The sequence below is a fragment of the Intestinimonas timonensis genome, from assembly GCF_900626145.1.
Lineage (GTDB): Bacteria > Bacillota > Clostridia > Oscillospirales > Oscillospiraceae > Intestinimonas > Intestinimonas aquisgranensis.
The window spans coordinates 1,218,825-1,239,706 of the sequence record NZ_LR130817.1; the positions used below are offsets into that span (position 1 = coordinate 1,218,825).

A 20,882-nucleotide genomic window follows, 5' to 3' on the forward strand; every position below is an offset into this window, starting at 1 on the left:
GCATCCCCTTTCCGGGTGTGTCCGGCGGCCAGGGCCGTCCGGCATTTTTGCATTTTTTACCATCTAATGGTTGTAAAAAAGGGCGCGCCGCCGCCGCGCCGGACGTCGCGGTCCGGCACGGCGGCACGCACCCCATTGTACGCGCCAACAATATCAGAGAATCTTTCGGATACGCTCCACCGCCTGCTTTGTGGCTTCAGCACCACCGAAGCCGGTGAGGCGGATATACCCCTCCCCGCTGGGACCAAAACCGGCACCAGGGGTAGTGACCACATTGGCCTCCCGCAGGAGGGTGTCGAAGAAGCTCCAGGAGTCCACCCCATCCGGGGTCTTTACCCACACGTAGGGGGAGTCCACACCGCCGGAGACGGTGAGTCCGGCGGCTGCCAGCCCCTCCCGGATCGTCCCGGCGTTCCGGAGGTAGTAGGCGATGTTCTCCATGACCTGCTTCCGCCCCTCTTCGGTATAGGTGGCCTCGGCGCCACGCTGGACGATATAGGGCGCGCCGTTGAACTTGGTACACTGGCGGCGGTTCCACATGTCACGGAGACTCATACCGTCCCGGACCAGCTCCTTGGGGATGATGGTTGCAGCGCACCGGGTACCGGTGAAGCCGGCGGTCTTAGAGAAGGACCGGAACTCAATGGCACAGGTCTTGGCACCGGGGATCTCAAAGATGGAGTGGGGGATCTCCGGCTGGGTGATAAAGGCCTCATAGGCGGCGTCAAAGAGGATAATCGCCCCGCAGTCGTTGGCGTAGTCCACCCAGGCCTGGAGGACCTCCCGTCCGGCCACCCCGCCGGTGGGGTTATTGGGGAAGCACAGGTAGATGAGGTCTGCCTTCTCCTTGGGAATCCGGGGCGAAAAACCATTTTCCGCCGTGCAGGGCATGTAGAGCAGCCCCGTCCACCGTCCGGTGTCGGCGTCATAATCCCCCGCACGACCGGCCATGGCGTTGGAGTCCACGTATACCGGATACACCGGGTCACACACCGCCACCTTGTTGCCGCTCTGGAAGAGGTCTACAATGTTGCCGCAGTCGCTTTTGGCACCGTCGCTGATGAAGATCTCCTCGGGGACGATGTCCACTCCCCGGGCCTGGAAATCGTACTTGGCCATGGCCTCCCGGAGGAAGGGCCAGCCCTGCTCGGGACCATAGCCCCGGAAGGTCTCGGCCTTCCCCTGCTCGTCTACCGCCTTGTGCATGGCCTCCAACACCGCCGGTGCCAGCGGCAGGGTCACGTCACCAATGCCCAGACGAATGAGGTCGGCCTCGGGGTGTTCCCCGCTGTAAGCCGCCACCCGGCGGGCGATCTCAGAAAAGAGATAGCTGCCGGGCAATTTTGCGAAATTCTCGTTGATGTGCACGTTGTTACCTCCTTATGATCCCCCCGGCCAATCACCTTCAAACACGGTGAACGCGGGGCCTTCCAGAAAAATGGGTCCATCCGGGTCCGGCCAGTCCAGGGAGAGGACGCCGCCGGGCAGCTCCACCCTCCCCCGCCGTGCCGTCAGTCCGGAGGCCGCCGCTGCGGCAAAGGCGGCGCAGGCACCGGTACCGCAGGCCAGAGTCTCTCCACAGCCCCGCTCCCACACCCGCATCCGCAGCAGGTCCGGGGCTGTGACCTCCACCAGCTCCACATTGGCCCGGTCCGGGAAGGCCCTGTGGTGCTCCAGCTCCGGCCCCACCTGTTCCAGCGGAGCCCAGTCCAGGCGGGGCACAAAGATGACAGCGTGAGGGTTGCCCATGGACACGGGCCGCACCCGCCAAGGCCTTCCCCCAGCCTCCAGGGCCAGAGATTCCCCCAGCACCGGCCGTCCCATCTCCACCCGGATACCGTCTGCGGCGGCGGTGAGGGTACGGAGCCCGGCGTCGGTCTCCACGGTGAGCGGTCTTCCCTCCTCCGCCAAGCCGTGGGACCAGGCGTAGGCGGCCAGGCACCGGATACCGTTGCCGCACATAGCGGCCCGGGACCCGTCGGCGTTGTAAAGGGCCATACGCAGCCGGCCATCACTGCCCGGGAGAACACATAACAGTCCATCACCTCCCACCCCAAAATGGCGGTCGGTGAGGGCACGGGCCAGTCGGGAAAGCTCCTCTCCCGGTTGTTTGAGGGTAAGGTCTAGGCAAACATAGTCGTTGCCCAGAGCCTGCATTTTGGTGAAGCGCATCGTCAGACCTCCTGTCCGGCGCTCTCCCCCCTGTATAGCGCAAGGGCGGCAGTCCAGCATCGCGTTCCGAACTGCCGCCCCGGGCGGAGAGACATCCTCGTCTGACGATATGTATGCGCCTGGGACCGATCCTAGGCCATCTTCGGCCCTCTGATCTTCCGGCGGCGTTTTTTCGGGACAGCGTCAGCCTATACCCAGCACCAGCCGGGCGGTCTGGACCATCTTAACCCCGGAATCCATACTCTTTTTCTGCAAAAACCGATGTGCCTGCTCTTCTGTCATACCGTTGCGGTCCATGAGCAGCTCCTTGGCCGACCGAATGAGGTTCTCCTCCTCCTGACTGCGCTGGGGACGGACGAACTTCTCCAGCCGGTGCCCCATCTGGAGCAGCAGGCGCACCGACGCCACCAGATCACCCCGGCGTACCGGGGACGCCAGACGGAAGATGTCGTCGTTCTGGCACAGGTCCAGCATGCCCTGGACCGCCACCATCAGCATGGAACAGGTGGGGGGCAGATCCTCGAAGAGGGCCTCGGCGGGCTCATCCGGCAGCTTGAAGCCGCAGATCACGGTGCTCACCCGCTGCTTGCTCACGATCCGCTTGACCTCGGCGGCGGAATGACACAGGATGCAGGTGGCGGTACCGCTGGTCTCCAGGATGTCCCGGATCCGCTCACAGCTGCGGTCGCTCTCAAAGGCCACGATGACACTTTCCATCTCCAACGTTTCTCAACTCCTTCTGGCAGGAGTAGCATAGCCGGCTCCAGGCCGACATGCCTGCGGGGATATGGGTCGCTGTTTGATTAGTAGTTGATGATATACTTGTCCCGCTCCCAGGAACTCACGCGGGTACGGTACTCATCCCACTCCTTCATCTTACCCTCGATGAAGTTGGTGGCCACGTGCTCGCCCAGGGTATCCAGGATGAGCTGGTCGGCCTTCAGGGCGTGGATGGCCTCCTCCAGGGAGCCGGGCAGGGACTCGATGCCGTTGGCTTCACGAGTGGCCTGATCCATGGCGAAGATGTTCTCGGTGACCTCCTCGGGAGGCGTCATGCCCTTCTCGATGCCGTCCAGGCCGGCGGCCAGACACACGGCAAAGGCCAGGTAGGGGTTGCAGGCCGGATCGGGGGAGCGCAGCTCCACGCGGGTAGACTGACCTCTGGAAGCAGGGATCCGGATGAGGGCGGAGCGGTTGGAGGCAGACCAGGCCAGGTAGCAGGGGGCCTCGTAGCCGGGCACCAGTCGCTTGTAGGAGTTCACCAGGGGGTTGGTGATGGCGGCAAAGCCCTTCACATGGTGCAGCAGGCCGGCGATGAAGCTGTACGCCTCCTTGGAGAGCCCGCGGGGATCGCTGGGATCGTAAAAGACGTTCTTGCCGTTCCGGAAGAGGGACATGTTGGTGTGCATACCGGAGCCATTGATGCCAAAGATGGGCTTGGGCATAAAGGTGGCGTGGAGACCGTTCTTCTGAGCCAGGGTCTTGACCGCCAGCTTGAAGGTCATGATGTTGTCGGCAGCGTGGAGGGCCTCCTCATACTTAAAGTCGATCTCGTGCTGGCCCTCGGCCACCTCGTGGTGGCTGGCTTCGATCTCAAACTTCATGGCCTCCAGAGCCATACAGATCTCCCGACGGGTGGACTCACCGTGGTCCAGAGGGCCCAGGTCGAAGTAGCCGGCCTCGTCGTTGGTCTTGGTGGTGGGCTTGCCCTCGTCATCGGTCTGGAAGAGGAAGAACTCCGCCTCGGGACCCACGTTGAAAGCATCATAGCCCATGTCGTGGGCCTTCTGGATGGCACGCTTCAGGACGTACCGGGGGTCACCCTCAAAGTGGGAGCCGTCCGGGTTGTGGACGTCACAGATAAGGCGGGCCACCTTACCATGGCTGGGCCGCCAGGGGAAGACCCGGAAGGACTTCAGATCGGGATAGAGATACTGGTCTGACTCGTCGATGCGGACAAAGCCCTCGATGGAGGAGCCGTCGAACATGCACTGGTTGTTGACTGCCTTTTCGATCTGGGAGGCGGTGATGGCCACGTTCTTGAGCTGGCCGAAAATGTCGGTGAACTGCAGGCGGATGAACTCGATGTCCTCCTCCTTGACCATGCGTATAATGTCTTCCTTGGTGTGCGCCATTGTTGGTGTCCCCTTCCTCTATTGGATTCGCCATCGGCGGTGCGGATGACCTTGGATAGCAGAGAAGGCGCTCCGCCCTCATCGGGTGGAACGCCTTCGTTCTCAACTGATGCGCTAAGTATACCGGTTCCCCCATTCCCTGTCAAGACCCAGATTCCACTTTAACGCTTTTTTGTGGCAAGTGGCGGGAGGACTTCTCCTTCCCGCCCATCCCTTTATGCACTTTTTCAGTATGAGTTCATTTGCCCCAGAATGCCCGTATCTCCTCACTGCGGGCCATTCCCTGGTCATAACCATCCTTCCACAAAGCCCGGATCTTGTCCAGATTCCGCTCCACCCTGGAAAAGCCCTGAGTACTCTCCGGGGCAATGAGTAGGACCTTTCCCTCCTTCTCCAGCCGGAAGAGTTCCTCCCGGCAGGCGTTGTACCGTTCGGCACGGGTGCGCATGGTTTCGCAGAAGTTGGGATAGCGGCGATAGCGCAGGTCAATGAGCCGCTGGAATTTCTCTGGGCCACGGCGGTAGCTCCGCTCCCGTGTCAGAACTACCACCACCCGGTCACAGCCCATATCGAAGGCCCGCTGCCAGGGGATACCATCAGCAGAGCCGCCGTCCAGGCAGGGCATGCCATCCAGCTTGAAGATGGGAAAGAGCAGCGGCATGGCACAGGTAGCCTGGAGCAGCAGGAATTTGTCATCCCGCCGGGGGACCGGCAGATACTCCGCCTGCCCCGTCTTTAGATTGGTCACCACTGCCTCGACTTCCCCGGGAAAAGCAGCGAAGGTATCGTAGTCAAAAGGCACCAGCTCGTTTGGAATGGTCTCATAGGTAAAGCGCAGGCCAAAATAACAGCGGTTGGAGGGAACCGCCAGGTTCCGCAGCCCCATATAACGCTTGTCGTTGGCGTACTTGGTCACGATCTCCAGATTGCGTCCCTTCTGGCGGGAGACATAGCTCACGCCGTAGGCAATGCCCGCCGAAACGCCAATGACATAGTCAGGCAGAAGGTCCGTCTCCAGCAGGGCGTCACAGACACCGCTGGAAAAAATGGTCCGGAGGGCGCCGCCCTCCAGCACGATGCCGGTCTTCATGGTATCACTTCCTCGTATAATAAGATTTGCAGACAGTTTAAAGTGTATCTGCTTAGTTCACTTTTAACGATCAGCAGGCTTCGGGATACCCGTGATACAATGGCTGTAGGACAGCAGGGTCAAGTTCTATCACTTCCAGTTGAACCGCAAGGCTGCTTCAAGGAAAGTCCGTTCCCCTGAACCGGAAGTTAGCTGCAAACTCATTGGCTGTTTGCCGGAGCAAGACCGCCCTTTCAGCAGTGAGGGCTATCGCATTGGTCTTCTCTGGAATGATTCTGATACGCGAGGTTGCGGATGCTCCGGTTATCATGGGTATCTCAAAGCCTGCTGGCCTGAAATTTCCATGCGGGGAGGTGAAAATGATGAACTCACTTTTTGTAGGCATTGATGTGGGCAGCAGGAACAATGTGGCCTACCTGATGAAGCCGGACGGCAGCAAGCACTCCAGCTTTTCCGTGCAGAATAATCTCGGCGGTGCTAAACTGTTATCAGAGAGGATCGTGTCGGCACTCGGTTCCATGCAGCTCAGCGATGTGATAATCGGCCTGGAGGCCACCTCCATCTACGGAGACAGCCTTGTCTACGCTCTCCGAGAAGATGGCAGCCTTGGCCGCTTTCAGAGAAAGATCCATGTCCTCAATCCCAAGCAGGTACGGAAATTCAAGGATGCTTATCCCGACCTGCCGAAGAACGATTGGGTGGACGCCTTTGTGATTGCCGACCATCTCCGTTTTGGCAGGATCGCCAAGGAGGTCTATATGGACGACTATCGCTACCAGGCGCTTAGAACGCTTACCAGAGCCAGATTTGACGTGATTCAAAACCTAACCCGTGAGAAACAGCGGTTTGCCAACTACTTATTCCTCAAATGCTCCGGCATGGCCCAGGACAAGGATATTCAGAATACCAGCGCCACTACGATCGCCCTTATGGAACGGTTTGAAACTGTGGATGACCTGGCGAATGCTGATTTGGAGGAACTGACTGCCTTCGTCACTGAAACGGGCCGCGGCAGGTTTGCAGATCCAGCGGCCACAGCGAAAGCGGTACAGGCGGCAGCCAGAGGCTCCTACCGTCTCCCTAAGACAGTGAACGATACTGTAAACCAGGCGATGTCCGTTTCGATTGCTTCCATGCGTGCCTTGAAAGAACAAATTAAGGTTTTAGAAAAGGCCATTGAACAGCAGTTTGAGATTATCCCCAATACCCTGACCTCTATTCCCGGCATTGGGAAGGTCTACTCCGCCGGTATCATCGCTGAGATTGGCGATATCCACCGTTTCAACTCTCAAGCCTCTGTCGCTAAGTTTGCCGGTCTTGTCTGGCACAAGAACCAGTCCGGTGAATTTGAAGCCGAACACTCCCAAATGATTAAATCCGGCAACCGCTATCTTCGGTACTACCTGCTGGAAGCCGCCAACTCCGTGAGAAGATGCGACTCCGAGTTCCGGCGCTACTATGACCTCAAATACCATGAGGTCAACAAGTACCAGCATAAACGCGCACTCGCTTTAACTGCCAGAAAACTGGTCCGGTTGGTCTTTCGACTGCTGAAAGACAACCGCCTGTATATCCCGCCGGAGGGCTAAGCATATCGCTTGCCGTTCTGACGTTTAGGCCCTGTTTCAAAAAACTCCGGGGCAGGGCTTTGGTTGGTGTTGCCTTTTTGCTGCCCACTTAGCTGTTTCCATACTGTTTTACTCAAATTTTTCTTGTGTCTCCCTCTTGACTTATTACCATTGGACTTATTGTTTTATTATACGCCCCTTCTCTCCAAAATGTAAAGCCGCCCGCCGCCCTTGCACCAGCCGCCCCCTTTGATTTATAATAAGAGAGAAACCATCCCGCTCGGGACAGCTCTTCCCCGCGGGTCCACGAAATGGAGGCACATGCATGCTGAAAGGACGTTCCAGCGGACTGCTCCTGCCCATCTTCTCTCTGCCCGGTGATTACGGTATCGGGACCATGGGCAGCGGCGCCCGCCAGTTCATTGATTTCCTCGCCCAGGCCAGGCAGCACACCTGGCAGATTCTCCCCCTGGTGCCGCCTGGGAGCGGCGATTCCCCCTACATGTCCCCTTCCGCCTTTGCCGGCAGCCCCTGGCTGCTGGACCTGGAGGAATTCGTCCAGCTGGGGCTCCTCACCCGTGAGGAATTGGACACCGCCCGTTACCCTGATCCCGACCGTGTGGACTATAACTGGCTCCGGGAGAACCGCCCCCCCCTTCTCCGCGCCGCCTGGCGCCGGGACACTGACACCGCCGCCCGAGCCGCCTTTCTAAAGGAACAGGCCGACTGGCTCCCCGACCACGCCCTCTTCTCCGCCATCCACGAGAAGCTGAATCTCCCCCTGGATCAGTGGCCCGACGACATCCGCCGTCGGGAGCCGGAGGCCATGGCTCGCTGGAGCCAGGACCTGGCCGATGAGGTGGACTACCAGGTCTTCCTTCAGTACCATTTCTTCCGCCAGTGGAAGAATCTGAAGGCCTACGCCAATCAGAAGGGCATCGCCATTATGGGCGACCTGCCCATCTACGTCTCCGCCGACAGCGTGGAGGTGTGGGCTCAGCCCCAGCTCTTCCAGATGGATGAGGACTTCGTGCCCTCCGCTGTGGCCGGTGTCCCCCCCGATGCCTTTTCCTCCGTTGGGCAGTATTGGGGCAACCCCCTCTACGACTGGGCCGGTCACAGGGCCGAGCTCTTCGACTGGTGGACCCGGCGGCTCCGGAACGCAGCCCTCCTCTACGACCGGCTGCGCATCGACCACTTCCGAGGCTTCCACACCTACTGGGCCATCCCAGCCTCCTCCACTGTGGCCAAGGATGGCAAATGGGAGAAGGGGCCCGGCCAGGCCCTGCTGGACCACTTCGCCAGGGAGGTCCCCCAGCTGGAGCTCATCGCCGAGGACCTGGGGGTCCTGGACGACGACGTGTGGCAGTTCATCCACAACTCCGGCATCCCTGGCATGAAGATTCTGGTCTTCGCCTTCGACCCCAACGGGGAGAGCTCCTACCTCCCCCACAACTGCCCCAGGGAATCGGTGGTCTACACCGGCACCCACGACACCCCCACCTTCGTACAGTGGCTCTTTGACGAGGCTCCCCCCGCCGAGCGTGACTTCGCCTCCGACTACCTGCGGCTCCGGGCCGACGAGGGCTTCGGCTGGGGGGCTATCTGCGGTGCCTGGATGTGCCCAAGCGCCCTGGCCATCGCCCCCCTCCAGGATGTGCTGGGCCTGGGCGCAGACGCCCGGGTCAACTTCCCCGGTACCGCCGGCCCTCTCAACTGGTCCTGGCGGGTCCGTGCCGCCGCCCTCAACCCGGACGTCTCCGGCAAGCTGGCTCATATCACCCGGACCTACCGCCGGGGCTAAGGATACATTCATTCATAAAAACGAGGCGCTCCCCGCAAGGGAAAGCGCCTCGTTTTCTTACAAATAGCAGCCCTCAGAGCCCGTTGATGAAATCCGCCGCCGCCCGGTAATCCGCCTGGAACGCACCGGTGATGTGGACCGTGGTCCCGTCGGAGAGGTCGAGGCGTACATGGGCCTCATCCGCTCCGCCAGTCACAAAGGTGACGGTATGAGCCGTTCCTCCGACAGACGCCAGCTGGACCGCGGCCTCAAAGCCCGGGGCACTGTTTGCCCGGCTGGTCTTTTCCTCCGCCGCTCCAGTGAAGGAGAACTGGTCTAGCAGTTCCTTTAACTCCGCCGCCTGTGGCTCCTCCAATGTCAGCGTCTGGCCATCCTGCCGGGTAATCCGGACCGTCTCATACCCGTCCAGGTCCCCCACATAGTCAGCTAGGGCGGGCCGGGCTTCCACCGGTCGGCCCCACCAGAGCAAGGCAGCTGCAAGAAAGAGCGCAGCTATTATCCCTGCCAGCAGCCACAGCGCCTTTTTCCCATTCCGGAATGCCTTCGTCACCGTCCGCACCGCCCTTCATGGATCTGGTAACACCAGTATAGCCCATTTGGTGCTGTTGTTCAACATGCTCTATGCCTACTACATCACGGAGTCCCGCCGCCGGAGGAGCCACACAACCGTCCGGTAGCACAGGAATACACCCCCGGCGAAGAGAGCCAGCATCAAAAAACCAAAGAGAGAGGACACCGCACCGCCTGCCATATAGTGGAGCCCCCAGCTCAGTCCGTGGACAAAGAGCCCGGCAAAGCCCACCACCGAGGCCACTGCTCCCGCTCCCACGCTCAGTACCCCGGCCACTCCGGCGCCAGCGATGAGCGTCAAAAGACACAGCAGGAGGCCTCCAATGAGGGCAACCCCACCCACCGCCAGAGGGATGGCGATGGGCGCCCCGCACAGAGCCAGCACGATGAGCCACACCGGCCACCGCCGGCTCTGGGGCACCGGCTCCTCCCGTACCTGCCACGGCCCACTCTCCATTCTTCCATCTGTGATCGCACGCATAGCCATTCTTCCTTTCTCCGTTTCTGAGACCATTGTAGCTCCACTTTCTTAAACCCCGACAAGGCGGAGATTAAGATTTCTTAAAATTTCCCCTTTTTTCACCCAAAGTGGCAGCACCGTTTTTTCCGTCAAAATACCATTGAAATCCACTAGGTTTTATGGTATTTTCTTTACAGATTTATCAGTTGTAAAATCTGTCGATTTGTTATAGTATATAGGGTACGAAAAAATACGCCCCCGGTGGGTTCCGGGGCTATGAGGTGAACCTATGAGCCTTCGCATCGGCATCGACATCGGCTCCACCACCGTCAAGGTCGTGGTGCTGGATGAGGACAACAAGCTCCTGTTCCGCTCTTATGAGCGGCACTACTCCAAGGCCCGTGAGCGGGCCTGCGAGACCCTTCACTCCATCCAGGACAAACTGGCCGGAAAGGACGTGAAGCTGGTCATCACCGGCTCCGCCGGACTGGGCGTGGCCAAGGCCGCCGGCATCGACTTCGTCCAGGAGGTCTACGCCACTGCCGCAGCCGTCAACACGTACATCCCCGGCACTGACGCCGTCATCGAGCTGGGCGGCGAGGACGCCAAGATCATCTTCTTCGGCGGTGCTCTGGAGGAGCGCATGAACGGCTCCTGCGCCGGCGGCACCGGCGCCTTCATCGACCAGATGGCCTCCCTGCTCAACGTCACCATCGACGAGCTGGACGCCCTTTCCCTCAAGCATGAGAAGATCTATCCCATCGCCTCCCGCTGCGGCGTCTTCGCCAAGAGCGACATCCAGCCCATCCTCAACCAGGGCGGGCGGAAGGAGGACGTGGCCGCCTCCATCTTCCAGGCTGTGGTGGATCAGACCGTGGCCGGCCTCACCCAGGGTCGTGAGCTTAAGGGCAAGATCGTCTTCCTGGGCGGTCCCCTCCACTTCCTCATGGGCCTGCGGCAGCGGTTCGTGGAAACCCTGAAGCTGGATGAGGAGCACGCCATCTTCCCTGCCGACGGCGACTGCTTTGCCGCCATGGGCGCCGCCCTGTGCTCCACCGACTACGTGGAGCGGCCTTTTGACGATGCCCTTAAGCTGCTGGAGGAGTCCGTAGAGGCCAAAAACACCATGGACACCCTCCTCCCCCTCTTTGACGGCCCTGAGCAGTATGAGGACTTCACCGTCCGACACAACGCCAACCACCCCCCTGAGGTAGATGCCAGCACCTACACCGGCGACGCCTGGCTGGGCATCGACGCCGGCTCCACCACCACCAAGATGTGCCTCATCGCCCCAGACGGCGGCCTCCTCTACACCTACTACCACTCCAACCTGGGCAACCCTGTAGCGGTGGTACTGGAGCAGCTCAAGGAGATCTACAATCTCTGCGGCGACCGCATCACCATCAAAGGCGCCGCTGTTACCGGTTATGGTGAGGATCTGGTCAAGAACGCCTTTGGCTGCGACCTGGGCCTTGTAGAGACGGTGGCCCACTATAACGCCGCCGCCCACTTCAACCCCGACGTGGATTTCATCATCGACATCGGCGGCCAGGACATGAAGTGCTTCAAGATCCGCAACGGTGCCGTGGACTCCATCATGCTCAACGAGGCCTGCTCCTCCGGCTGCGGCTCCTTCATCGAGACCTTTGCCAAGGCCCTTGGCTACAATATCGCCGATTTCTCCAAGCTGGGACTCTTCGCCCGGCATCCGGTGAACCTGGGTTCCCGCTGCACCGTGTTCATGAACTCCTCGGTGAAGCAGGCCCAGAAAGACGGCGCCAGTGTGGAGGACATCTCCGCCGGTCTCTCCATCTCCATCGTGAAGAACGCCGTCTACAAGGTCATTCGGGCCGCCTCCGCCGACGATCTGGGCAAGCACATCGTGGTTCAGGGCGGTACCTTCCTCAACGACGCCGTCCTCCGGGCCTTTGAGCTGGAGCTGGGCCGCAACGTCACTCGGCCCACCATCGCCGGCCTCATGGGCGCCTTTGGCGCCGCCCTGGCCGCCCGGGACCTCCATCTGGAGAAGAGCTCTCTGTTAAGTGAAAATGCTTTGCAGTCCTTCACCCACACCGCAAAGCCGGTGACCTGCAACCTGTGCACCAACCACTGCTCCCTCACCGTCAACAGCTTTGACGGCGGACGGAAATTTATCTCAGGCAACCGCTGCTCCCGTCCTCTGGGCAAGGAGAAGGTGTCCATGCCCGACCTCATGATCTACAAGTACAACAAGCTCCGGGCCATGGAGGGCAAAGGGGACGGCGACGGCTCCCGGGGCCGGATCGGAATTCCCTTCGGCCTGAACATGTACGAAAACCTGCCCTTCTGGTACACCTTCTTCACCAAGCTGAATTTTGAGGTGGTCCTCTCCCCCGAGTCCTCCCGGAAGCTCTATCTGAAAGGCCAGCACACCATCCCCTCTGACACGGTGTGCTACCCCGCCAAGCTGCTCCACGGCCACGTGGAGGCCCTGGTGGAGGAGGGCGTGGACGCCATCTGGTACCCCTGCATGTCCTACAACAACGACGAGGGCATCGGCGACAACCACTACAACTGCCCGGTGGTGGCCTACTACCCCGAGCTGCTGGCCGCCAACGTGCCCATGCTCAAGCAGACCAAGTACCTGGACCCCTACGTGGGCCTCTGGCGGCACAAGGATTTTGAAAAGCGCATCGCCAAGCTCATGGAGGAGGAGTTCGGCGTTCCCAAAAAGGAGTCGGTCCGGGCTGCCAAGGCGGCCTACGATGCCTACGACGCCTATGTCCACGATGTGCGTGAGACCGGTGCCAAGTACATCGCCCAGGCCCGGGCTGAGGGCCGGAACATCATCGTGGTGTGCGGACGGCCCTACCACATCGACCCGGAGATTAACCACGGCATCAACGACCTCATCACCTCCTTCGGCTTCGTGCTGGTCACCGAGGACGCCCTCTCCTATCTGGAGGGCTACGCCCCCCGGAAGGTCCTCAACCAGTGGACCTTCCAGAGCCGGATGTACAACGCCGCCCGGTACGTCTGTACCCAGCCCGATATGCAGGTGGTACAGCTGGTTTCCTTCGGCTGCGGCACAGACGCCATCACCACCGACGAGATGCGCGATATTCTGGAGAAGGGCGGCAAGCTCTACACCCAGCTGAAAATCGACGATATCAATAACCTTGGCGCTGTGCGGATCCGCATTCGCTCCCTTATGGCCGCCATGGACGCCCGGAAAGGTCAGGAGCCCGCCACTGAAGAGGCTACCGCCTGAGGCCCAGCGCCTGTCAGGTAAAAATACATGACAGCGTCGACCCGATCCGGGCGCGCCCCATCGCTGAAAGGAACTACTGTTATGGCAGAATTGGTATACGACAAGACGGGCCGTCTCCTCTTCACCAAGGAGATGAAGGAGGAGTACACCCTCCTGGTACCCCAGATGCTCCCTGACCACTTTGCTTTGCTGGTCCGCATCATGCAGAACGAGGGCTACAAAGTTGAGATGCTGGGCAACACCGGCAAGCCGGTCATTGATGCCGGTCAGAAATACGTCCACAACGACGCCTGCTACCCCGCTATTCTGGTCATCGGCCAGCTCATCAACGCGGTACAGTGCGGCAAATACGACCCCCACAAGGTGGCTCTGGTCATCACTCAGACCGGCGGCGGCTGCCGGGCCTCCAACTACATCCATATGCTCCGCAAGGCCCTGGAGAAGGCCGGCCTCTCTTACATTCCCGTCATCTCGGTGAACCTGTCCGGTCTGGAGCACAACCCCGGCTTTAAGCTCACTCTGGGCTTCATCCGCAAGGCCATCTTTGCCGTCATGTACGGCGACCTCATCATGAACGTGGGCAACCAGGTCCGCCCTTATGAGGTCACCGCCGGCGAGACCGACCGGGTGGCCGCCGAGTGCGTGGACTTTCTTCTGGCTGACATGGCCCAGGGCAAAGTTCTCTCCTACAAGAGCATGGTGAAGAATTTTGACCGCATCATTGACCGCTTCAAGGCCATCCCTGTTACCGGCGAGGAAAAGGTCCGTGTGGGTGTGGTGGGCGAGATCTATGTCAAGTACGCCCCCCTGGGCAACAACAACCTCAACCAGTTCCTCCTCTCCGAGGGGGCGGAGCCGGTGGTTCCCGGCCTGGTGGACTTTGTCATCTTCAAAATCTACAACCGGGACGTGGACGTGGACCTCTATGGCGGCAAGTGGATCAAGCAGAAGGTTTGCCAGCTCTTCGCCGCCTATGTGAAAAAATACCAGCACGCCCTCATCGACGCCCTCAAACGCTCCAATCGTTTCCGGGCTCCCGGTGACTTCGACGAGCTCCACAGCTACATCAAGGGCTACCTGGGCGACGGCAACAAGATGGGTGAAGGCTGGCTTCTCACCGCTGAGATGCTGGAGCTCATCCACACCGGCGTGCCCAACATCGTCTGCACCCAGCCCTTCGGCTGCCTCCCTAACCACATCGTGGGCAAGGGTATGATCCGTAAGCTCAAGGACGACTACCCCTGGAGCAATATTGTGGCCATCGACTACGATCCTGGCGCCACCAAGATCAACCAGGAAAACCGTATCAAGCTCATGCTGGCCAATGCCCGCGGCCTCGCCAAGCAGCACGCTGAAGAGGAGGCCCGTGCCGCTGCCCAGGCGGAAATCCAGGCCGAACCTGTTCGCGTGTAACCTCTCCTCCCCGGTCTCCCAGTTTGGGAGACCGGGGATTCCCCTATGGTGGGAAAACGCTCAAAACTGGAGGAATACCAAATGGAACAGCTGCACTTTGTGGATGCCTGTACCGATGAACACTTTCGCGCCATGTCTCTCATTCACGCCATGGGCTGGCGGGACACCTACGTGGATGCAGTACCGGCGGAATACATGGCCCGGGAGATCACCGATGAGCGTTGGGTCCCCTTTTTCCGGGATGACTACCGTCTCAAGCGTTGTCATGGTCTTTTGCTTTACAGAGATGACACTCCAGTGGCCTGTATCAATTACGGACCCGCCCGGACTGAGAACTACAATGCCGGCACCAAGGAGGGCTCCGACTTCCCTAACGCCGCCTACGCCGGATGGGGAGAACTCATCTCCTTCTACACCCATCCCGCCGAACGGGGCAAGGGCTACGGCGGCCTCCTCATCGAGGAAGCCATAGACCGCCTGCGCCGGGAGGGTTACAAGAACTGCTTTGTCTTTGTCCTCCGGGAAAATGAGACGGCCCGCCGGTTCTATGCGTCCCACGGCTTTGCCTGGGACGGCACCCATGCCGACATTCCCTTTCCCCCTGACGCCGTCTGTGTGGATTTACGCTACACGAGGGAGTTGTGATGATGAGAAAGCAGATTCTGATTACCCTGCTGTGCACCCTGGCCCTTTTACCCGCCTGCGGCAAGGAGGAGCCCCTCAACTGGACACCCTCCTCTGCCACCCCCCAGCCAACCGCCATTGCCACAGCCGATGAGGATGCTCTCTGGTCTTCCCTTACGGTGGACGATCTGCCCACCACCCTGGCCGACCCCAATGATCTCTTTTCTGAGGACAGTCCGCAGGTCTATCTCTTGGGCTGCAGGCTCGGTGAAGAACTTTACCTTTACGGTTTAAATGATGGCTACGGCGGCGGCATTCTCCTTCGCCAGGGCGAGAGTCTCGCCCATTTCGACCAAGAGTTCGCCTCTCCACAGTCGCCTGCCCTGCCGGAGCTTTATCTCACTGACACAGACGGCGATGGCCAGGCGGAGCTGGCCGTCCGCTACCTCATGGCAGCCCAAGGGGACAGAATCGCCTATGACCTCCACATCTATCGCTGGACAGAAGACACCTGTTCCGACTTGGCTGTCACTCATGAGGTCTGTGCCGAAAAAGCTCTGGCTGAGGTGACGACCGACTATGATTCCGGTACAGGAAAGTTTACCCTGTCCTACGGAGCCACCAGCGCCGTCTACCAGGTGCCAGGTCAGTACCAATCCGATCCTGGCCAACTGATATTGGACACCTGTTTCTTCCGGGAGCAAGACGGGGTCTTCACCGTGGTGCTGGGCGCCCGGCTGGATACCACTGACGTTCTCTTTGCCAACGTCCTTGCCACCATAGACTGCGAAGAGGACGGCTTTACCCTGCGGGACATTCGGGTGGAACCCACCACGGTGGTCTGAATTTCATTGGGAAAGGGGGAGCACATATGGATGATACCCGTATGGGCACCATGCCGGTGCGCCCGCTGCTGCTGAGGATGGCCTGGCCCATGATGCTCTCCATGCTCATCCAGGCTCTATACAACCTGGTGGACTCCATGTTCGTCTCCCGGCTCAGCGGAGAGGCCTTCCAGGCCCTGTCCCTGGCTTATCCGGTGCAGATGTTCATGGTGGCGGTCTGCGTGGGCGCTGGCGTGGGGCTCAACGCCCTCCTCTCCAAACGCCTGGGCCAGGGGGAACGGACAGAAGCCAAGGCAGTAGCCCTTAATGGCATCTTTCTCTATCTGCTGTGCTATCTTCTCTTTCTCTTCTTCGCCCTGTTCCTCGCCCGGCCATTTATGGCCTTTTTCACCGCCGACTCTGCTATTCTGTCAGCAGGGCGGACCTATCTCACCATTGTCACCGGTGTCTCGGTTGGTATGACCATGCAGTTTGCCACCGAACGCATCCTCCTGGCCTGCGGAGATCCGGTTGGGCCTATGGTGATCCAGGGCGTGGGCGCTGTGGTCAATCTGATTATGGACCCGATCCTCATTTTTGGCTTGGGCCCCTTCCCTGCCCTGGGGGTTGCCGGCGCCGCCATTGCTACCGTGATGGGCCAATGGACCGGTATGGCCGTAGGTTTTCTCCTCCTCCGGCGGCTCCGCCGCTTCCCCCTCTCCCCCAAAGGCTTCCGCCCCAGAGTAGACATTCTGGCTGAGCTGTGCCGAATCGGCATTCCTGCCGCCGCCATGCAGTCGCTCTCCTCCGTCATGACCCTGGGGCTCAATAAAATCATGGCCCTCTACGACCCCAATGCTGTCTTTATCCTGGGTGCCTACTTCAAACTCCAGACCTTCCTTATCATGCCGGTTTCGGGGCTCACCAACGGCCTTACCCCTCTGGTGTCTTACAACTACGGTGCCAGGAGCCGGGAGCGCATTTTGGCTCTGACCAGGTTCGCTCTGGCTCTGGGCGCCGCTATTATGGCAGTTGGCACCATTCTGCTACTGCTCATCCCCGGCCCTCTGCTGGGTCTCTTTGGTGCCGATCAGGCCGTTCTGGACTCCGGTATCCCGGCCCTGCGATGGATCGCCGCCGGTCTCATCTTCAGCGGGCTCTCTATGGTGCTCTGCGCCGTCTTCCAGGCCCTGGGCGCCGCTATGACCAGCCTGGTCATCTCCCTGCTGCGGCAGGTGGTCCTCATCCTCCCCGCCGCTTATCTCCTCGGCCTTGTCCAAGTTCGGCTCATATGGGCTTCTTTCCCCCTGGCTGAGGTCCTCGCCTGCCTGGCCGAATTGGTCCTTTTCCGTCGCATCCAGAGGGAAAGGCTGTCGGAATTGTGAGCTGGTGGCAGCTTTGGAACCAATCGTTACTTATTATTCATAACTTTATGGTTGTTTTCTTTCGTCAGAGAGGGTATAATCTACGGACGAACCATTTTTTACGCTCCAAGATATGGAAGGGAGGGCCTTCCCTTTGAAAAAGCTCATTACGCTGTGTACCGCCTGCCTGCTGGCCCTGTCCGGCTGCAACGGTGAGACCTCGACCACGCCGTCTCCGGAACTTTCGGAGGCACCCGTCACCACCGCTCTCACTGTGGAGACGCCAGCCCCTACCACTGAGGCTCCTGACGATACGCCTCTGCCTACCGACACCATGTCCCTCGAGGTTCCGCCCACGGAGACACTTCCGCTTCCCACCAATACGCCATTCCTGTGGGACGGTGATCCGGACAGTCTAACGCTCAACGACTTCCCCACCCAGCTCTCCAGCGGCGAACAAGTGTTGGAGGCCGTCACAGCGCTTGGCCCTGATGACGCCGGGCTTTATCTGGTGTGCCAGATCCCGGACCAGGATACCTGGCTCTATGCCGCTTATGGGCCGGGGGACAAACAGGGGCTCATTCTCCGGGTGGGCACAGAGTGGCGCTACTACAGCATTCCCTTCCTCTCCGAGCAAGCACATATGCCGGCTATGGCCTATGGCGACTTCGACGGTGACCAGAATCAGGAGTTGGCTGTGGTACCCTATCTGGGCGGCAGCACAGGCACCAACACCTGGGGGCTCTATATGGTGGACTTCTACACCGGCGGCTGGGAGGTCCAGCAGTTCACCCCCGGTGACTATGAGGCGATTTTGTCTTTGTCTGTATCCAGCAGCTATGATGCGAATGCCAACACCATCACCATCACTGCCGGTGACTCCCAGCTCACTTTGGATGTAACCGAATTGGGGTTCCCTGAGCCTGGCGGTGAAGTGGTAGCCTCCCCCGGCAGTCTTGCCCTCTTTACCACTGAGGGTGACGACCTCTACGCCACCTTCTCTCTGGATCTGAGTGCGCCTGCCATTCCAGAGGGCAGCTTGGACCAGGCCGTCCTCCTCCAGACGGAAGTGGTTTACACCGGCTCTGCCTTTGGCCTCAACGCCCCCTCCCTATCTTTGCCTGAATTTTAAAACGACATATCTGCCCCCTCCCCACCGTACATTGTGAGGAGGGGGTATTTTTATGTCTTTTTCTTCTCTGGCGGACACACTGCTTGTCCCCGGCCTGTTACCTGTTGCCCTCCTTACACTGGGCGTCATTCTGGTCAACGGCTGGACCGACGCCCCCAACGCCATCGCCACCGCCGTGGCCTCCAAAGCCCTTTCCTTTTCCGCTGCCGCTACGCTCGCGGCGGCGTGTAATCTGCTGGGTGCTCTTCTCTCCGCCATTTACTTTCCCGCTGTCACCCGGACTGTCCTGGAGCTGGCTCAGTTCGGCGGCGACCGCCAAACCGCTTTATGGACCCTGTGTGCCGCCATGGCATCCATTGTCATCTGGTCCACAGCAGCCTGGCTGTTCGGCATCCCCACCAGCGAGAGCCATGGATTGCTGGCCGGGCTGACAGGCGCCTCCCTCGCTCTGGGCAGGAACATCACCAACGTGGGGCTGTGGGCTTGGAGCAGAGTCTTACTGTCCCTTCCTCTTTCAGTGGGGTTGGGCTGGCTCCTGGCGAAGGCTTTTGCCGCCTGTCCGTTCCGGGGCCGGAATGCCACCTTTTATCGCTGTGCCCAGCGGGCAGGTGCGGCATCCATGGCCTTTCTCCATGGCGCCCAGGATGGGCAGAAATTTTTGAGCATCTTTTTGCTGGGCCTCGCTCTGGCTACCGGCCAGAATAGCACTGCCGGACCCGCTCCCTTTTGGCTCACCGCTTTGTGTGCCGGGACCATGGCCCTCGGCACCGCCTTGGGAGGCCGTCGGATCATCGACACTGTAGGGCGTGACATGGTAGCTCTGGATCTTCGCCGGGGACTGGCCGCCGACCTGGCAGGGGCAAGTACACTCCTCCTCTGCACCCTTCTGGGCCTCCCTGTCTCCACCACTCACACCAAAACTGCCGCCATTCTGGGAGCAGGACGTCATCCGAACTGGAAAGTAGCCCAATCTGTCATCCTGGCCTGGTTACTCACCTTCCCGGCCTGCGGCTTTCTGGGCTTTCTCTGCAGCAAACTCCTCTTGTTTTTTCTATGAAATCCCTTTTCATCTGACAGGAAAGGGTATATAATAGTAATGTATGTGCAGCGGCGGGTCGTCCGGGACGGCAGGCGCCGCAATCAGATCAACGGAGGAAAAACCATGGAAAGATTAGTCGGCACCGTATCCAGAGGCATCCGGGCTCCCATCATCCGGGAAGGAGACGACATCGCTCAGATCGTGGTGGACAGTGTTCTGGCCGCTTCTGAGAGTGCGGGCTTCCAGATGGATGACCGGGACGTGGTGGCTGTGACCGAGGCCGTGGTGGCTCGTGCCCAGGGCAACTACGCCACCGTGGACCAGATTGCCGCCGACGTTCGCGGCAAGTTTGGTGACCACACTGTGGGCGTAGTCTTCCCCATCCTCAGCCGGAACCGCTTCGCTATCTGCCTCAAGGGCATCGCCACCGGTGCCAAGAAGATCGTCCTCATGCTCAGCTATCCCTCTGACGAGGTGGGGAACCACCTCATCGACATGGATCTGGTGGATGAAAAGGGCGTGGACCCCTACAAGGATGTGCTCTCCGAGGCAAAGTACCGGGAGCTTTTCGGCTACCACAAGCACGTCTTTACCGGCGTGGACTACATCGAATACTACAAGGACCTCATCACCAGCTGCGGCTGTGAGGTGGAGGTGGTGCTGGCCAATGACTGCCGCGCTATCCTGGATTACACCAAGTATATCCTCTGCTGCGACATCCACACCCGTGAGCGTTCCAAGCGGCTGCTGAAGAAGGCCGGCGCCGAGCTGGTCCTGGGCCTGGACGACCTGATGACCGCCCCTGTGGATGGCAGCGGCTGCAATGAGAACTACGGCCTGCTGGGCAGCAACAAGGCCACCGAGGACAAGGTGAAGCTCTTCCCCCGGAATTGCCAGCCCGTGGTGGACCGCATCCAGAAGTCTCTGGAGGAAAAGACCGGCAAGCACATCGAGGTTATGATTTACGGCGACGGCGCCTTCAAGGACCCCGTGGGCAAGATCTGGGAGCTGGCCGATCCGGTGGTCTCCCCCGCCTACACCGCCGGCCTGGAGGGCCAGCCCAACGAAGTCAAGCTGAAGTACCTGGCCGACAACGACTTCGCTGACCTGTCCGGCGACGCCCTCAAGGAGGCCATCTCCGACTACATCCGCCACAAGGACGCCGACCTGAAGGGTAAGATGGTCTCCCAGGGTACCACCCCCCGTCGGCTCACCGATCTCATCGGTTCCCTGTGCGATCTGACCTCCGGCAGCGGCGACAAGGGTACCCCCATCATCCTGGTCCAGGGTTATTTTGACAACTACACCAAGTAAGGACCTCTCTCCTATGCCCCCGGCGCAGAGCGCCGGGGGCATTTTTTGCTCTTTTCACAAATTTTCTTCTGTTGGTGGAACCTTCCCTCTCCACTTTCGTCTAATACTTTGGTAAAATAAAGA

17 protein-coding genes are annotated in these 20,882 nt (G+C 60.0%); 10 read left to right on the forward strand and 7 right to left on the reverse strand.

Annotated features, from left to right (window positions below; genetic code table 11):
* Positions 1–153 precede the first annotated feature (153 nt).
* The 5 genes from E0E29_RS12765 to E0E29_RS12785 form a co-directional block, all read right to left on the reverse strand.
* Entirely contained in the window at positions 154–1,368 is a 1,215-nt protein-coding gene (locus E0E29_RS12765) for an LL-diaminopimelate aminotransferase (RefSeq protein ID WP_130850161.1), read from the reverse strand.
* 12 nt (positions 1,369–1,380) lie between these two features.
* The gene (gene dapF / locus E0E29_RS12770; RefSeq protein ID WP_130850162.1) at positions 1,381–2,172 is read right to left on the reverse strand and encodes a diaminopimelate epimerase; all 792 of its coding nucleotides are present in this window, start codon (positions 2,170–2,172) and stop codon (positions 1,381–1,383) included.
* 183 nt (positions 2,173–2,355) lie between these two features.
* Complete coding sequence (locus E0E29_RS12775) at positions 2,356–2,889, reverse strand: ANTAR domain-containing response regulator (RefSeq protein ID WP_130850881.1); 534 nt, start codon at positions 2,887–2,889, stop codon at positions 2,356–2,358.
* A gap of 86 nt (positions 2,890–2,975) precedes the next feature.
* A complete protein-coding gene (gene glnA, locus E0E29_RS12780) occupies positions 2,976–4,307 on the reverse strand; it encodes a type I glutamate--ammonia ligase (RefSeq protein ID WP_130850163.1) in 1,332 nt (443 codons plus the stop codon).
* A gap of 238 nt (positions 4,308–4,545) precedes the next feature.
* Positions 4,546–5,397, reverse strand: coding sequence for a patatin-like phospholipase family protein (locus E0E29_RS12785; RefSeq protein WP_130850164.1), 852 nt, complete (start codon positions 5,395–5,397; stop codon positions 4,546–4,548).
* Between the two features lie 362 nt (positions 5,398–5,759).
* Between E0E29_RS12785 and E0E29_RS12790 the strand changes: the two genes are divergently transcribed.
* Together E0E29_RS12790 and malQ are read left to right on the forward strand one after the other, a co-directional pair.
* Positions 5,760–6,986: an IS110 family RNA-guided transposase gene (locus tag E0E29_RS12790; protein ID WP_130850165.1), complete on the forward strand. Its 1,227-nt coding sequence runs from the start codon at positions 5,760–5,762 to the stop codon at positions 6,984–6,986.
* A gap of 304 nt (positions 6,987–7,290) precedes the next feature.
* Positions 7,291–8,769 carry a 4-alpha-glucanotransferase gene (gene malQ, locus E0E29_RS12795; protein WP_242622496.1) on the forward strand — a complete coding sequence of 493 codons (1,479 nt, stop codon included), beginning with the start codon at positions 7,291–7,293 and terminating at the stop codon, positions 8,767–8,769.
* Positions 8,770–8,842: 73 nt separating this feature from the next.
* On the opposite strand, the gene E0E29_RS12800 is transcribed toward malQ, so the two are convergent.
* Both E0E29_RS12800 and E0E29_RS12805 read right to left on the reverse strand, forming a co-directional pair.
* Positions 8,843–9,319: a hypothetical protein gene (locus E0E29_RS12800; RefSeq protein ID WP_130850166.1), complete on the reverse strand. Its 477-nt coding sequence runs from the start codon at positions 9,317–9,319 to the stop codon at positions 8,843–8,845.
* Positions 9,320–9,397: 78 nt separating this feature from the next.
* Entirely contained in the window at positions 9,398–9,820 is a 423-nt protein-coding gene (locus E0E29_RS12805) for a hypothetical protein (RefSeq protein WP_130850167.1), read from the reverse strand.
* A 268-nt stretch (positions 9,821–10,088) separates the two neighbouring features.
* Between E0E29_RS12805 and E0E29_RS12810 the strand changes: the two genes are divergently transcribed.
* The 8 genes from E0E29_RS12810 to E0E29_RS12845 all read left to right on the forward strand — a co-directional run bounded on the left by E0E29_RS12810 (position 10,089) and on the right by E0E29_RS12845 (position 20,759).
* Positions 10,089–13,049 carry an acyl-CoA dehydratase activase gene (locus E0E29_RS12810; RefSeq protein WP_130850168.1) on the forward strand — a complete coding sequence of 987 codons (2,961 nt, stop codon included), beginning with the start codon at positions 10,089–10,091 and terminating at the stop codon, positions 13,047–13,049.
* An 81-nt stretch (positions 13,050–13,130) separates the two neighbouring features.
* Positions 13,131–14,462: a 2-hydroxyacyl-CoA dehydratase gene (locus E0E29_RS12815; protein WP_130850169.1), complete on the forward strand. Its 1,332-nt coding sequence runs from the start codon at positions 13,131–13,133 to the stop codon at positions 14,460–14,462.
* A gap of 81 nt (positions 14,463–14,543) precedes the next feature.
* Complete coding sequence (locus tag E0E29_RS12820) at positions 14,544–15,107, forward strand: GNAT family N-acetyltransferase (RefSeq protein ID WP_130850170.1); 564 nt, start codon at positions 14,544–14,546, stop codon at positions 15,105–15,107.
* Between the two features lie 2 nt (positions 15,108–15,109).
* Positions 15,110–15,931 (forward strand): hypothetical protein, encoded by an 822-nt coding sequence (locus E0E29_RS12825; RefSeq protein ID WP_130850171.1) that lies wholly within the window; start codon positions 15,110–15,112, stop codon positions 15,929–15,931.
* 26 nt (positions 15,932–15,957) lie between these two features.
* Positions 15,958–17,295: an MATE family efflux transporter gene (locus E0E29_RS12830; protein WP_130850172.1), complete on the forward strand. Its 1,338-nt coding sequence runs from the start codon at positions 15,958–15,960 to the stop codon at positions 17,293–17,295.
* Between the two features lie 133 nt (positions 17,296–17,428).
* Positions 17,429–18,406 (forward strand): hypothetical protein, encoded by a 978-nt coding sequence (locus E0E29_RS12835; protein WP_130850173.1) that lies wholly within the window; start codon positions 17,429–17,431, stop codon positions 18,404–18,406.
* A gap of 52 nt (positions 18,407–18,458) precedes the next feature.
* On the forward strand, positions 18,459–19,463 hold the full coding sequence (locus E0E29_RS12840; RefSeq protein WP_130850174.1) for an inorganic phosphate transporter: 1,005 nt from the start codon (positions 18,459–18,461) through the stop codon (positions 19,461–19,463).
* 105 nt (positions 19,464–19,568) lie between these two features.
* On the forward strand, positions 19,569–20,759 hold the full coding sequence (locus E0E29_RS12845) for a coenzyme F420-0:L-glutamate ligase (protein ID WP_130850175.1): 1,191 nt from the start codon (positions 19,569–19,571) through the stop codon (positions 20,757–20,759).
* The last annotated feature ends 123 nt before the right edge of the window (positions 20,760–20,882 follow it).

What these genes read in the sequence shown, in the direction of transcription:
- dapF (WP_130850162.1), bottom strand. Translation starts at nt 2,172, where the DNA reads ATGCGCTTCACCAAAATGCAGGCTCTGGGCAACGACTATGTTTGCCTA.
- E0E29_RS12775 (WP_130850881.1), bottom strand. Translation starts at nt 2,889, where the DNA reads ATGGAAAGTGTCATCGTGGCCTTTGAGAGCGACCGCAGCTGTGAGCGG.
- glnA (WP_130850163.1), bottom strand. Translation starts at nt 4,307, where the DNA reads ATGGCGCACACCAAGGAAGACATTATACGCATGGTCAAGGAGGAGGAC.
- E0E29_RS12785 (WP_130850164.1), bottom strand. Translation starts at nt 5,397, where the DNA reads ATGAAGACCGGCATCGTGCTGGAGGGCGGCGCCCTCCGGACCATTTTT.
- E0E29_RS12790 (WP_130850165.1), top strand. Translation starts at nt 5,760, where the DNA reads ATGAACTCACTTTTTGTAGGCATTGATGTGGGCAGCAGGAACAATGTG.
- malQ (WP_242622496.1), top strand. Translation starts at nt 7,291, where the DNA reads ATGCTGAAAGGACGTTCCAGCGGACTGCTCCTGCCCATCTTCTCTCTG.
- E0E29_RS12805 (WP_130850167.1), bottom strand. Translation starts at nt 9,820, where the DNA reads ATGCGTGCGATCACAGATGGAAGAATGGAGAGTGGGCCGTGGCAGGTA.
- E0E29_RS12810 (WP_130850168.1), top strand. Translation starts at nt 10,089, where the DNA reads ATGAGCCTTCGCATCGGCATCGACATCGGCTCCACCACCGTCAAGGTC.
- E0E29_RS12815 (WP_130850169.1), top strand. Translation starts at nt 13,131, where the DNA reads ATGGCAGAATTGGTATACGACAAGACGGGCCGTCTCCTCTTCACCAAG.
- E0E29_RS12820 (WP_130850170.1), top strand. Translation starts at nt 14,544, where the DNA reads ATGGAACAGCTGCACTTTGTGGATGCCTGTACCGATGAACACTTTCGC.
- E0E29_RS12825 (WP_130850171.1), top strand. Translation starts at nt 15,110, where the DNA reads ATGAGAAAGCAGATTCTGATTACCCTGCTGTGCACCCTGGCCCTTTTA.
- E0E29_RS12830 (WP_130850172.1), top strand. Translation starts at nt 15,958, where the DNA reads ATGGATGATACCCGTATGGGCACCATGCCGGTGCGCCCGCTGCTGCTG.
- E0E29_RS12840 (WP_130850174.1), top strand. Translation starts at nt 18,459, where the DNA reads ATGTCTTTTTCTTCTCTGGCGGACACACTGCTTGTCCCCGGCCTGTTA.
- E0E29_RS12845 (WP_130850175.1), top strand. Translation starts at nt 19,569, where the DNA reads ATGGAAAGATTAGTCGGCACCGTATCCAGAGGCATCCGGGCTCCCATC.